We start from the raw sequence: 14150 nt of genomic DNA, 5'->3' as shown, positions 1-14150 counted from the left end.
AATTAAAAGTATGCACACATTTAATTCTTAAAACTGCCTTTAAAAAATACAACGATCTACGAGTAAAGGGGTTAGTGGAAAATCATGGTTTTGTTAAAAATATTCAATTCATCATCAAAAAAATACAGTTCGGTTATATTGAATTTATTTAGATGAAGTTCTGTCGCAAATTTGTTTTATCAATAAAAACGAACGACAGAATAATTTATCTATGAAAACAATTTTAACCAGTTTTATTATTTTTATATCCATTCAAATTAATGCTCAAAAAAACATTACAGGAATTGTTTTTAACATGAAAAATGTTCCTATTGTAGGTGCTAATATTTATCTGGAAGGTACTTACGACGGAAGTACTACGGATGGAAACGGAGCTTTTTCATTTACAACTACCGAAGTAGGGACACAAACTTTAATTGTTTTTTATTTATCTTATGAAACATATATTATGGTTGGCAATATTTCTTTTATGAAAAACCTAACCATTAAACTTCGTGAAGATGTTAGTACTTTGGATGCAGTGGTTTTGTCTGCTGGTACTTTTTCGGCAGGTGATAATAGTAAAGTTAATGCATTAAAACCTTTAGATGTTGTTACTACAGCAAGTGCTTTAGGGGATTTTGTAGGCGCCTTGCAAACATTACCAGGCACAACGACCGTGGCAGAAGATGGTCGATTGTTTGTACGTGGTGGTGATGCTAATGAAACACAAATATTTATAGATGGTATTCGGGTATTTACACCATACACGCCAACAACTAATAATGTGCCTACTCGTGGACGTTATTCGCCATTTTTATTTGATGGTATTACCTTTTCAACAGGGGGGTATTCAGCAGAGTTTGGGCAGGCACTCTCAAGTGTATTATTATTAAATACGATCGATGAGCCTGATCAAGAAAAGACAGATATTGGTATAATGAGTGTAGGAGCAACACTGGGGAACACTCAAAAGTGGGAAAAAAGCTCGTTGAGTGTAAATGCCTCTTATATTAATTTAGAACCTTACAATGCTATATTTTCAAATAGAAATAACTGGATAAAACCTTATGAGGGCGCTTCTGGAGAAGTCGTTTTTAGAAAAAAAACTGAGACGGGATTGTTTAAACTCTATGGCGCATTTGATGCTACTAATTTTGAATTAACACAGGAAGATATTAATAACAGTGAGGGTGCTTATTTTAAATTGAATAACAATAATGTTTATCTTAATAGTTCGTATCAGGGGACTTTAAATGATACTTGGACAGTATTTGGAGGTGTAAGTTATACACACGCTAAAAATAATATGAACATTATTGAAAGTGTTATTGAAGACACTGAAAATTCGATGCATGCCAAGTTGAAACTAAAAAACAGAATTAGTAACCGCTTGAAGCTTTATTTTGGAGCAGAATATTTTGCAACCGATTTTAAAGAAAACTATTCGGATACAACCATTAGTAATGAAAAATATGGTTATGATAACAATATTGCTGCAACTTTTGCTGAAGCGGATATTTTTATATCTAAAAATCTAGCATTTAAATCGGGATTAAGAGGCGAGTATAGCGAGCTGTTTAAAGATTTTACTTTAGCACCAAGATTGTCTTTAGCCTATAAAACGTCTAGTAAAAGTCAGGTGTCATTAGCTTATGGTCGTTTTTATCAAAACCCATCAAGTGATATTTTGAAGTTTGACCAAGCGTTAAAAGCTCAAAATACCTCTCATTATATTTTTAATTATCAGTATAATGCAGATAGAAGATTATTTAGAGCTGAAGCCTATTATAAAAAGTATGATGATCTAGTAAAATATGATTCTGAATTTGCCAATTTTGATAGCAATTACAATAACGAGGGAACAGGTTTTGCTAAAGGTATCGATTTCTTTTGGAGAGATAGTAAAAGCATTAAAAATTTTGATTATTGGGTGAGTTATTCCTTGTTAGATACAAAACGGGATTATAAGAATTACCTGGTCAAATCACAACCAAATTTTGCTAATACGCATAACTTATCAGTTGTAGGGAAATATTGGATTGATGATTGGAGAAGCCAAGTTGGTTTTAGTTATGCCTTAGCATCTGGTAGAACTTACACGAACCCAAATGAGCCAGGATTTTTAAATAATAAAACCAAGCCTTATAATAGTTTGAGTGTAAATTGGGCGTATTTAATTAGTCCACAAAAAATACTATATGCTTCGGTAAATAATGTATTGGGGTTTAAAAATATTAATGGGTATCAATATGCCAACTCACCAGATATAAATGGCAATTTTAATAGGCGTGCTTTACTACCTGCTGCCGACCAATTCTTTTTTGTAGGTTTCTTTTGGACTATTAGTGAGGATAAGAAAAGTAACCAGTTGGATAATTTGTAGGGTGACTTTTTGGAGTTTTTTTTTGATGTGTTATCTATAAATGTTTTAACCTCCACCCAAGTCAGTTCTTCTAGAAAAACGGAAGAAGTTTTAATGGTTTGGGACATCAAACTTTGAGAATAGATAAACATAAGAGTTGTTGAAATATATAATATCACTTTATTCATTATCATAAAATTAAATTGTTTGGTAATCAGTCTGTATTAAATATATTTATTGCATAATCACGATGCATAATATTATCTTATTATTACGATGCTGTTGAAAAATGTTTGTTATGGCACATAACATAGTTTAGAAAGTAAAAGTCACATCCTTTACACTAGATTTTGACTTAGTCTAATTTTACAATTTTAACGTTATATTTTCTTTTAACTATTAAACTGTAAATTTGGAGAACTTTGTTAATATGTACTGACTTTCCATCTGATACTTAGCCCTTATTATTTTATACATTGGCGTTAGTTTTTTCTAATTCAAGTGCTTTTTTAAACGATTCGACAGATTTTGTTATATCATTTTTAGTTGTAGCCCAAGAGCATATACTAACTCGCATCACTTTTTTGTCAAACCACATTGAACCTCCTAACCAACACTCTCTTAACATTTGAATATTACTTAGTACTTGCTCTGTAATTTTATCTGAGTTACATTTAACAATTACTTGATTAAAAACAATGTCATTTTCAATGTAGAAGCCTTTTATTTGGCTTATTTCTTCTGCAAATTGTTTTGCTCTTTGATTCATTGTTAGAATCATTTCATCGATTCCGTTTTTCCCAAGATATTTCATTGTCGACCATAATTCGATTATTCTAGCTCTCCTAGACATTTCAGGTGTGTAAAACATGCCATCCCTTTCAGAGCTTTCTACAATATAACTTCCAGACATATGCAGAGCAGAAGTCATAGCTTCTTTGTCTGCACATAATATAATTCCACAATCATAAGGTGTGTTTAATGTTTTGTGTCCATCTACAGCCCAAGAAGAAGCATTTTCTACTCCTTTAGTTAAATGTTTTAACTCATTTACTGCACCAGCCCATAAGCCAAATGCTCCATCAATGTGAACCCAAGTATTTGTTTTTTTAGCTTTTTCACAAATAATTTCAAAGTCATCAAAAGCTCCGCTATTTACATTACCAGCTTGTAAAATCAAAATCGTATTTTCATCCATTTCAGGAATTGATTCAGGAATAATTCTACCTTGATTATCTACATCTACCCATTCAATATTTTCTTGCCCTAAGCCTAATATTCCTATAGCCTTTATAACCGTAGAATGTGCTTGCCGACTTGTTACAATTCTTATCTCGGGAGCATTCCTGAGTCCTTTTTGATTTACATCCCAATTGTTTTTTTGAAGAATACGATAACGAGCTGCGGCTAAACCACATAAATTTGCTGTGGATGTGCCACTTACAAAGCCTGCAGAAGTGTTTGTTGGAAAATTAAATAATTCTATAAGCCATTTTTCTACAACAGATTCTAGTTTGCTTCCAATTGGTGAAAGAACATTCATTGCAGGTGCTTGATCCCAATAGGTTCCTAAATTTTTAGCCGCCAAGCCTATAGGAAGAGCACTTCCTGTAACAAATCCAAAATATCTTCCGCCTAATGTTGCAGTTGTTGCTGGACTTCCGTACTGATTTAATTGTTCAATTACGTTTTTAGCTTTTGTAGAATTTACTGGAAGCTCTTCATCGAATATGGCTAAATCATGAATAGATTCTTGTGTAGGATATACATTTCGCTCAAAAATATTTTCCAAATAATTAAAAGAATATTCTTGTGCTTGCTTAAATATTTCTTTGTTTCTAATCTCTTGAAACATGTTGTCTTGAAGTGTTTTATTCATTTTTATTGATTTATAAATAGAGAATTGTCGATTTGTTGTGTTAAATTTTTTAAAGTTCTTCTTTAAGGTAATTAATATACTTTTCAATCGTCTCTTCATTTCGTTTAAAGTAGGTCCATTTACCTAACCTTGTAGCTGTAACAAAATCTACGTTTTGCAATTGAAGCATATATTGAGATATAGTTGATTGCGATAAATCTGCTTTATTTTTAATAAATACAAGACAAACACCAAAATCAAAATGACCTAGTTCTGTATGAGGAGGGAAACATTTTTCTGGTTCTTTAAGCCAATTTAAGATATTGACTCTCGTTTGATTTGATAATGCTTTGTTGATTTTTATTAAATCCATAATGCGAATATAACAAATCTATAAATACCGATTTGTGTTACTCATGTTTTTTTACAACGGTTTTGTATATGAAATGCTAGGTGTTTGTGTGCGAGGGTTTTCCGAAATAAAATTAAAATCTAGCAAATGAGCAACTCACATTAGTTAAGCTAAGAATGACAATTTTCTATATTATGTTAGCTTTAGTTTTTTTAATTCAGTTGATTATTTTCCGTTTCACTCTTTCCGAAAATATTATTTCTTATTTTCTTATAGACTATTCAATGCCGCTAATTTGTCGAGTAATAGGCTTCTATAATTTTCAATATAATCAGGAAATATAGCATTTCTAAACCGCCAAGATTTATGAAATCCATTATTATCTTGATATTCTAAATAAAAGCCTCCGTTTTCATTTGTGCAATCAGTACAATCTAAATATCCATTCGGTTCATTAAATATTTCATCTGGTAATTCAGTTATCAATGATTCAAAATCTTTATGATTTGCGCTGCTCATAAGTTGAAAATTACCATCAAAAAATGTATTTTCAGGGTAGTTATAATCGATGTCTCTATAAATATTTTCAGAATCTATTTTATAAATTGTTGAACAATCACCCGAACATCTTGAATCGGCAAACCAGCCAAAAATAAGTATTCCGTTTCTTTCAGTATTTTTATTGTCATCGTCAGAGTTACATCCAGATAGCATTAAGAGTAATGATAAGCTTAAAATAAAATTCAGTTTTTTCATTGCGTAAAATTTAGTTTAAAAAGGCATGTACGGGTTAAATTGTTAATTATGAGTGGATTATGAGGTAGTCGAATCTGCTTTGTTGTAGATCGTTTTTGTTGTTTCTAGTTCAGTGTCATAAATTAATATTCCTTGATTTTTGTCATCAAGTTGTCCGATTAATTTTCCTTTTCTATTCCAAATAGAACTAAGTCCATTGCTCATAAAGTTATCACAATAGCCAACAGAATTGGACATAAGAATTGGCGTTTTAAACTCCTCTGCTATTAAAGGGAAATGCAAATAAGCTTTATCTGTACCTCTGTCTGGTTTTGAAACACTTGCAATATATATATCGGCATCATTCTCTTTTGCTTTTACAAAATGCTCTCTTTGAAGTGTTTTATAACATATTCCAAGAGCAATTTTTATTCCTTTAATCATTAAGAAAGGCTGATTATTACTACTCACAAAATATGGAAGTTCATCAGAATGAAGTAAACACTTAGAATAAATAGTTCTGTTTTTATTCGGTTGAAAAATCAACATACTAATATTTATTCCATTAATCGCCCTTGTTGGCATTCCAATTCCTATTGTGATTTGGTTTTCATCAGATAAATCTTGAAATGGGTTAAAAATGTTGTCTTCTAAATCTGTTGCAAGTTCGTTTGCTAATTCAGGTTCGTAATTGGTTATTGAAAGTTCTGGAAAGATAATTAAGTCCGAATTAGACTTTATTGCAATTTTAATCAAATCCAAATGATTTTTAATATTTGCTTGAATTTTTCCTTTTTCAGATTTTGTTTGTGCAATACAGATTTTCATTTCTTGAATACTAAATGTTACGACGTTCGTATATGGAAAGTTGCGTGTTTGTATGCGAGGATTTTCCGCAGGAAAATCAGAGTGATTAAATACGCACTAGCCTTTAGTTAAATATAAAACTAAGCATTATTTTTATACAATATTGGCGGTTCGTTGTTTTTTGTATGATTTATTTCAAGTTTGTATGAGATTCCCTAACGCAATCTGGAATACTCCTGTAGCTTTTACTTTTTAAGTAAGATTTCATCAACCAATCCGAGTTCTTTTGCTTCTTTTGCAGTCATCCAATAATCCCTATCGGAAAGTTCCCTGATTTTTTCTATATCGTTGTCTGAATGGTCTGCTATAATCTGAAATAATTCGTTTTGAACTTTCAAAACTTGCTGTACGCTGATTTCTATATCTCTTGCAGTTCCTTGAGCACCGCTGGAAGTTTGATGAAGCATCACTCTTGAATGCTTTAATACAGAACGCTTCCCTTTTGTACCTGCACAAAGCAATACTGCTCCCATAGATGCCGCCATTCCTGTACAAATCGTGGCAACATCTGGACTTATGTACTGCATTGTATCGTAAATCCCAAACCCTGCATAGACTGAACCTCCTGGTGAGTTGATGTAAAGTGAAATGTCTTTTTTTGCATTCATAGATTGTAGAAAGAGCAATTGTGCTTGTATGATGTTTGCGGTTTGGTCGTCTACGGCCTGACCCAGAAAAATAATCCTGTCCATCATCAAACGTGAGAAGACGTCCATTTGGGCAACATTCAACGACCTTTCTTCAACAATATAAGGTGTTACGGATTGTGTAATGTATTTTTCTGTGCTGGTGGAATTTATCCCGTGTTCCAGTCTTGCATATTTTGTAAATTCCTGATTTAAGTTTTTCATATCATATGTTTTAAAATTTAGCCAAAAAAAGTGCTGTTCCTTTTCTATGAGAAGAAATCTATTTATGTAAAATGTTGTGAGGTAATTACTTACTGAATATATTCAATATTCTGCTTTTAAGAACATTTTTTGAATTTGGGTGAAATAAATTGTTATAAACTTCATTAATTTCTTGCTTCAATTCCCTTCTGCCTGATTTCAGGATTAAATCAACTGTTTTTTTCTGATTCTCAATATCAAGTTCAAAATCGGAATCCAAAATTTTGTATGATTCAAACAATGCTTTTTCTTCAGTATTTAAAGAATTTGAATTGAAAATAAGTTTTTCAATCAATGCAATTTTATTCAAAGAAACTCTCATATCTCAAGGAATTTTGTTTAACGGTTTCACGAATTTTTTCCAAGCATTTGTATTTCTGTACGGCTGTTGAATGGTTAGAAGAAAAACCAAATTCTTCTCTTATAATTTCGGTTTTTTGATTGTCGTAATAAAAACGTTGAAGTAATCTCATACATTTTTTTCCTGCAGAATTCAACAACTTCAGCAGACGGTTTTCATCAACTGAAGGTTCAGATTCTTCCTTGAAATCTATAGTTTCGTTTTGTAATTTTGAGATGTTATTTAAATGTTTAAACCAAAGGTTTTTACAAATTCCAAATAGATAAGCCTTTTCGTTTAAATTGAATTCCGTATTCCTTTTTTCGTATAGAATCATTAGACTTTCCTGAAAAATATCTTTCGCATCTTCCAAAGTTCCACCTCTTTTAGAAATAAAGGATGCGACTTTTGGAAAATATGATATATACCATAGTTTGATTAGTTCCTTTCTTTCCATTTTAAAATCCGTTTTCTTATAAGTACTGAAATTTGTAATAAAATCACCTTATTTGGTTGATTTTTTTTTGGAAAAAAATTTTGTGTTGATTCAAAATGTAAAAAATGCTGATGCTTTTCGCCATTTCCGAGCAATGAATTATACACGGTGTGGCTGTTGCATAACTACTTTTTTTGACTGAATTAGGTTATTTCTGAGAGCTTTAAAAATAATTAATATTGATAATCAATAACTTAGAAATTGTTTGAAAATTAAAAACACATGATTCCCTAAAAATTTTGAGTTGTGTAACAGTCACCGTTGTTACCACACGTTTTATGCTAGTTCTTCTGAAACAATTTCAATCTTAGTTCCATCTTTGTCAATTCCCCAGATTTGTAATGTGTCAAAACCGTTTCTTTTTACTTTTTCGAAATCAATTTTCTTTTCGTTTATCAATTCTATTTCTCCATTTTTATCAACTTCGTCTCTAAATTCGTCTTCATAATCTATTCCGTTATAAGTTGAAATAATTAATTCAAATTTGCTATTTCCTTTTTCGTCATTGTATATTTTGTCAGCAATTCTATTATTTATTTGTTCGTCAGAATATTTGTCACAAAACATAGCGTTATATCCGTGTTTGCATCCGTCAAATAATAAGTATTCACTTTTATCATTTAAATCAACAGCTATAATTTTTGAAGGAGCAAAGTCAGTTTCTACTATTAAGTTTTTATAATCAGAATGAAGTTGTCCGTAATATCTAATTTCAAAAAATGTCTGTCCAGTTTTTGATTTAAGTTTACGTCTCCATTCATGTGAGCGCAATTCCTTAGGGTCTAAAATATGTTGAACATTGTCTTCAAGAAAAGTCGGGCCCAAAACTCCATTTTCAGTTGTAGAGTTTGAGTTTTTTTTCTCTTTTTTAAAGATGTCGAATATTCCCATTTTATTTATTTTATGTGTGGTAACGCGTTTGTGTATGATTTCGTTGCGTGTTTCAGCAGCTAATTTAGCAAATACAGACCGAATAGAAAATCCGCGAGGATTTTCGTAAGTAGGCTAGTACTAGCAATGAATTATACACGTTGTGGCTGTTACACAAGTCAAAAAATATTGCAAAACACTTGTTGCTTACATTTAAACAAACATAATGGACTGGTTTTTAGCTATATTTTGTTGATTATTATTAAAAAAAACATAGGTTTATTCAAAATCATGAGTTGTGCAACGGCTACCGTTATTGTAATACGTTTTTTTTGTTCACAATTTCTTTTCCGATAAACGAACTTATTATTCCTCCATAAACTCCCCCAATTATTAAAAATATTGGTCCACCAGTAAAAACCCAAATTAAAATTCCAAGTCCAAATAACTTAAAATCAAATCCATATTCAAATGTTCTTAGAGTCATTTCAGATAACATTGCTATGAAAAAAAATCCAATTGACATTTTTAAATAACCAAAAAAAGTTGTCCAAAATGGGGCTTTATCTTTTTCAATAACAGATTTTCCAATATTCCCAGAGATAAAAAACATAATTGTTAAATTGAATATTATTTGAGCTGTGAAATATTTAGTTTCACTTAAAAATGGGTGAATTAAACTCCGATTTACAAATTCATTCAATTCAGTCGATAAAGAATTAAATAAGGTTATTAAAATAATTAATATTAGAACTGTAATTCCTAAATATTTAAAAATCAATAATCTGCCTGTTTTTTTGAATTTAATTTCATTCTTTGGGTTCGTCAAGTTGTTGGGTAACGTTTATGTATATGGAAAGTTGCGCGTTTGCTACGTCTGATTTTCCGAAGGAAAATCAGACGTAGCAAACGCGCAATGACCTTTTGATTTAGCTAAAAACAGTAATTTTTTATATACGTTGTGTGTGTCCAGCATGGGCATCTTTTAACTACCGAAAGGTAAATAATTAATCTAGAGGGTGCAAGTCCCTTATGCGCAGGAGTAACGTCTTTAAGCATTAGTGAGTCGCAAGGGTGAAAACCGTGAGGTTTTATCTGAAGGAAGCGAGACTACAAAGCTCGGTACTGACGAACAGAAACCGTATACAGAGGCATATTTACTTGGTTAAGCAAGCACATCATTGTAAGGCCCAAAAGATTACCAAAAAGGTAAGTATGTAGATACGGCAGGGATTGAGTGAAAGAAGATGTCATTATCTGGGGAGGTCTCCATAATGACGAGTTGGTATAATGGAGAAGTCAGCAGAAGTCATAGTACCTACGGGAAACGAGTTAGGGCAATACCCTTGAAGTCTCAGAAGTAGGGAAGGACAGAACGTAATTCTCTTCAAAATTCGCATAGGAGCACTAGTGGTAGCCTATGTCTAAATTAGAAGATAGTGCCAAGGGTGAAAAGAGCTTTGGTGTAATGATTTACGAACCGCCGTATACGAGACCCGTACGTACGGTGGTGTGAGAGGCGTAGTGGCGACTTTTAAGTCGTCACCCGTCTACACGATGTGTGCAGTAAGTTGTCAATAGGACAACATAACTAAAGTAAATTAACCTAAAATTGACTGCATAATAAGAGCCGTATGAATTGAGAGGTGCATGTACGGTTCTGTGAGAAGTTAGAGGTGAAATCTCCCTGGCTTACTTGACTGTTGTGTCGTTTTAATATCCTAATTCTTCCAATTTTGTTTTACCACCTATTATTTTAATGTAGTCTTCGCATAAAGGGTCGAGTTTCCTGTTAAAAGCCAATTCTTTTAACGGGTCAATATTCATTTTTAATCTTGAGCAAAGCCACAGCCTTTCGTTAAACTCAGGATATATCCTTAAATTTTCTAATTCATACTGTTTTACTTCGTCATAATCCTTTATCTCTATAGGTCTATATTCTGGATTAAATTTATCATTTGGATTTTCTATTTTTAGAAGATTGTTACCTCCTCCAATAATTATTAGTTCATCTTCTTTTGGCGTGTTTTCCCAAACTTTTATTTTTCTAGATTCAGTCCCAGTATTTATTTTTATTTCAGGAATTACTATATTTTTTACTGGTTCTATGTTCTTATGAATTACTGTCTTACTCTTGGGGAAAATTGTCTTTGAAATAATGAAATTTTTAAAGAGAATAGAGTCTTCTGTCAAATTAATTCCTTCCCATTTGTCATTGAAATCAAAGGCATTGAAAACAGCAATCCAACCTTTTATTGATAACATTTGAAATAAGGCATGATTCCCATCCTTTAATTGGATACTAACAATTTGATTTTCTTTCCAGTTAATTCTTCCCATATTTCGAATTTCATTAATGCACCACAACAATTGGATATAGTTACCTATGGTAACTATATTTTCATTATAAAACTAAGATAATAAATCTTTTATTTATGTAAACGAATTAAGAAAGAATACTATACTATATAGCTTTATTAATATTGCCAATTAAAATCTTATTTAAATGTATATTAAAGAGTTATTATTTAGATATAATATATAAAGTTACTATTAGTACTTACTCTGTTTTTTGCATTATTACCTATCATATAGCTAACTAAGCAACATTATGATAATCAGTAAGTAATATTTTGCGATATGATAAATGTCATAGTAACTTTTGTGAATATATGATAATTTTAAGCTAATAATTAATAATGGTAGGTTACCAATAAATATTTGAGTCATGGAAGCTAAAAAGAATCCAGAATTAGAAATAAGTAGAAATAGTAGTATCTATTTTGCTATTGGTCTTAATATAATGTTACTCATTTCTTGGCAAGTTTTAGAGTATAAAACTTACGAAAAAGAGGATATTGTTGCAGAACTTTTAGAAATGGAAAGTGAGTTTGAAGAGGAGATCCCTGTAGTTAATATAAATACGCCACCACCACCGCCACCTTCAGTAGCTGTTCAAGAATCTATTCAAATTGTAGATGATATTGAAGAGATAGAGGAAACCGTTATTGAAAGTACAGAAACATCGCAGGAAGAAGCTATTCAAGATGTTGTAGAAGTGAGTGATGTTAGAGTAGAGGAAGTGGAAGAGGAGGTTGAAGTTGCATTTGCAGTTATAGAGAATGTACCCGTTTTTCCTGGATGTGAAGGGTTACCTAAGAAAAAGATGAAAGCATGTTTTCAACAAAAAATACAAGAACATGTCGTTAGAAATTTTGAGTATCCAGAACCTGCTTTAGATATGGGGATTCAAGGACGTGTATCTGTGATATTTGTTATAGATTCTAAAGGACATATTACGGGTATAAAATCTAGAGGACCAGATAAAATTTTAGAAGAAGAAGCTGAACGAATTATAGGCTTATTACCTAAAATGAAACCAGGAACCCAACGTGGAAAACCAGTAAAAGTAACTTACGCAGTACCAATATTCTTCAAGTATAATGAGGGGTAAGGTTTGCAAATAGTTATTATATCAATGTGTAGTGTAGATGGTGGGTGTTTAAAAAGTGTCATTTAGAGATCTGTGTTAAAAATTTTAACTAGCGGATGAAATGACGTAATTGGGGTGTCATTCAGAAGGTACGACTGAAGAATCTTTAGAGATTAATAATAAAGATTCTTCGCTGTACTCTGAATGGCAAACTATTGAAAATTAATCATTTATGAAATTCGTCAATGGTAATGAAATGAAGTATCTCGTTAAAATTAAATATTTTGAATATTAATGTGTTGATATTTTTCGACTGAATTCAAAATGACAATGTATTGACTTTTTAGACACCCTCATCTTTTTTTTAGCTTAAATCACTCCAAAGATAATTAGTTCCAATGCTTTACAGTATTTTAATCATCTTTCTGCTCTTAATTTGTCTAGTTTTTCTTGAGAATAATCATTACCGCCGTTTGTCTTCATCGCTTTAGTATAAGATTTTATAGCATTTTTTATGTCGTGTTGTGCAGTATAAAAATCTCCTAATGAATCATAAACGTTTGAACTATTTGGGAAATTTTCAACATTCAGTTTAAAAAAAGAGAATGCTTTATCCGTCATTTTTTGGTTCATAAAACCGTATCCTAATTGATTTACCATAGCCTCACTAGGAGGTACACTTTGCCCTATTTTTTTAGATATCGTTTGGTAATGTTCTGTTATAATGTTTAGTGCTTTTTCTGTTGATGTATTTTTATCAATAATAATATTAAACTTATCGCCTATGTTGTACCAGGAAAACAGAAAATGAAAAGCATCATATTCAGTAATTAAAGGAACACTACTATGTGTGTCGTTTTCGTAATATTTATAATCGAAATTTAAATGGGTTTTAGAATTAGGAATCACCGTTTCACAAAATTCTAATATAGCTCTCATGTGATTTGTATTAACGTTAGTATCTTTTTTTAAGGCTTTAAAAGTCATGTCTTTTGGCATCGTGTTAGCGATACCTACAAAAAGTGATTTTTCTTTAAAAGATTTTGTTTTTAAAATGCTTTTAGATGCTTCTAAAACAAGGTTTTTATCCCACCAAAGGCTTGGATCTATGGCTACGTAGTTATTAAAAAGATGCGGTCGTTTAAGTAATGTGTTAATAGACGTTAAACCTCCTAAGGAATGTCCTATAAGTGTACGATGTTGACTTGTTGGATATTTACTGTTTATATATGGAATAAGTTCGTTTTCTAAAAAATCCATAAAATTTTCACCACCACCAGAAGTATTAGGGCGGTTATTGTTTTTAACATGCGAGGGTGTTAAATCACGCATCCTATCTGTATTAGGAATAGCTACTACTATCATTTTTGGTACAATAGTATTACCGTTTATAGTGCTTAACTGATGAATCATACCTGTAACAGAAACAAAATGTGAATCGCCATCTAATAAATAAACGACAGGGAATTTTTCATTAGATCCTTTTTTTGTATTCGGAACATGCACCCAAATTTTACGCAGCTCATTAAGCGTAGTAGATTGTAAGCTATCTAAAGTACCCAGAACAATATTATTGTTTTGAGTTATAATTTGAGCATGACTTATATTTAATAAACTACCAAATGTTAGAATTAGAAAGAGAACGATTGATTTTTTCATACTTGCTTTTATTTAATCTAAAAATTCTCAGACCCTTGAGGCGGAGTTTCCTATTTACCTTTCCTTTGGAGGAGGCAGAACCGCTTTTTTGCAGTTCTGGGTGAAGTAAAATAACAAAACTTGGTTTTTGCCTCTAAAGGTAAAACCTGTGCTCAACTTGATTGGGTATGAAACTAACGAAATATCCCTATGGCTTGTCTGGGGAGTAGCCAGTTTCAAGAATTTTTTTATTCCCTACTAATTTAATAACTTTTAAATACGAATAGTTAGAGTTTAACATTTCATCTAGAAAAAATAACAATTCGG

Annotated in this window: 13 protein-coding genes; 2 read left to right on the top strand and 11 right to left on the bottom strand. The window is 31.5% G+C overall.

Annotation, left to right across the window (positions count from 1 at the left end):
• Window positions 1–211 precede the first annotated feature (211 nt).
• The gene (locus Q4Q40_RS20545; RefSeq protein ID WP_303303902.1) at window positions 212–2365 is read left to right on the top strand and encodes a TonB-dependent receptor; all 2154 of its coding nucleotides are present in this window, start codon (window positions 212–214) and stop codon (window positions 2363–2365) included.
• Window positions 2366–2813: 448 nt separating this feature from the next.
• On the opposite strand, the gene Q4Q40_RS20540 is transcribed toward Q4Q40_RS20545, so the two are convergent.
• The 10 genes from Q4Q40_RS20540 to Q4Q40_RS20495 form a co-directional block, all read right to left on the bottom strand.
• Complete coding sequence (locus Q4Q40_RS20540; RefSeq protein WP_303303901.1) at window positions 2814–4223, bottom strand: pyridoxal phosphate-dependent decarboxylase family protein; 1410 nt, start codon at window positions 4221–4223, stop codon at window positions 2814–2816.
• 49 nt (window positions 4224–4272) lie between these two features.
• Window positions 4273–4575 (bottom strand): ArsR/SmtB family transcription factor, encoded by a 303-nt coding sequence (locus Q4Q40_RS20535; RefSeq protein ID WP_303303900.1) that lies wholly within the window; start codon window positions 4573–4575, stop codon window positions 4273–4275.
• Between the two features lie 249 nt (window positions 4576–4824).
• A complete protein-coding gene (locus tag Q4Q40_RS20530; RefSeq protein WP_303303899.1) occupies window positions 4825–5310 on the bottom strand; it encodes a hypothetical protein in 486 nt (161 codons plus the stop codon).
• A gap of 57 nt (window positions 5311–5367) precedes the next feature.
• Window positions 5368–6117: a carbon-nitrogen hydrolase family protein gene (locus Q4Q40_RS20525; RefSeq protein WP_303303898.1), complete on the bottom strand. Its 750-nt coding sequence runs from the start codon at window positions 6115–6117 to the stop codon at window positions 5368–5370.
• Between the two features lie 224 nt (window positions 6118–6341).
• Entirely contained in the window at window positions 6342–7007 is a 666-nt protein-coding gene (locus Q4Q40_RS20520; protein WP_303303897.1) for a ClpP family protease, read from the bottom strand.
• Between the two features lie 85 nt (window positions 7008–7092).
• Window positions 7093–7368 carry a hypothetical protein gene (locus tag Q4Q40_RS20515; RefSeq protein WP_303303896.1) on the bottom strand — a complete coding sequence of 92 codons (276 nt, stop codon included), beginning with the start codon at window positions 7366–7368 and terminating at the stop codon, window positions 7093–7095.
• A complete protein-coding gene (locus Q4Q40_RS20510; RefSeq protein ID WP_303303895.1) occupies window positions 7349–7843 on the bottom strand; it encodes an RNA polymerase sigma factor in 495 nt (164 codons plus the stop codon). The genes Q4Q40_RS20515 and Q4Q40_RS20510 overlap by 20 nt, the downstream gene beginning before the upstream one ends.
• 315 nt (window positions 7844–8158) lie before the next feature.
• Window positions 8159–8773, bottom strand: a complete 615-nt coding sequence (locus Q4Q40_RS20505) for a hypothetical protein (protein ID WP_303303894.1) — start codon at window positions 8771–8773, stop codon at window positions 8159–8161.
• A gap of 292 nt (window positions 8774–9065) precedes the next feature.
• On the bottom strand, window positions 9066–9533 hold the full coding sequence (locus Q4Q40_RS20500) for a hypothetical protein (protein ID WP_303303893.1): 468 nt from the start codon (window positions 9531–9533) through the stop codon (window positions 9066–9068).
• Between the two features lie 932 nt (window positions 9534–10465).
• Window positions 10466–11092 carry a DUF8309 domain-containing protein gene (locus Q4Q40_RS20495; protein WP_303303892.1) on the bottom strand — a complete coding sequence of 209 codons (627 nt, stop codon included), beginning with the start codon at window positions 11090–11092 and terminating at the stop codon, window positions 10466–10468.
• Between the two features lie 388 nt (window positions 11093–11480).
• Between Q4Q40_RS20495 and Q4Q40_RS20490 the strand changes: the two genes are divergently transcribed.
• The gene (locus Q4Q40_RS20490; protein WP_303303891.1) at window positions 11481–12206 is read left to right on the top strand and encodes an energy transducer TonB; all 726 of its coding nucleotides are present in this window, start codon (window positions 11481–11483) and stop codon (window positions 12204–12206) included.
• 396 nt (window positions 12207–12602) lie between these two features.
• On the opposite strand, the gene Q4Q40_RS20485 is transcribed toward Q4Q40_RS20490, so the two are convergent.
• Window positions 12603–13844: an alpha/beta hydrolase-fold protein gene (locus Q4Q40_RS20485; protein WP_303303890.1), complete on the bottom strand. Its 1242-nt coding sequence runs from the start codon at window positions 13842–13844 to the stop codon at window positions 12603–12605.
• Window positions 13845–14150: the final 306 nt, after the last annotated feature.

Source organism: Flavivirga jejuensis, from assembly GCF_030540765.1.
In the GTDB taxonomy this organism is placed as follows: Bacteria; Bacteroidota; Bacteroidia; order Flavobacteriales; family Flavobacteriaceae; genus Flavivirga; species Flavivirga jejuensis.
This window is presented reverse-complemented; position numbering and strand designations above follow the sequence as displayed.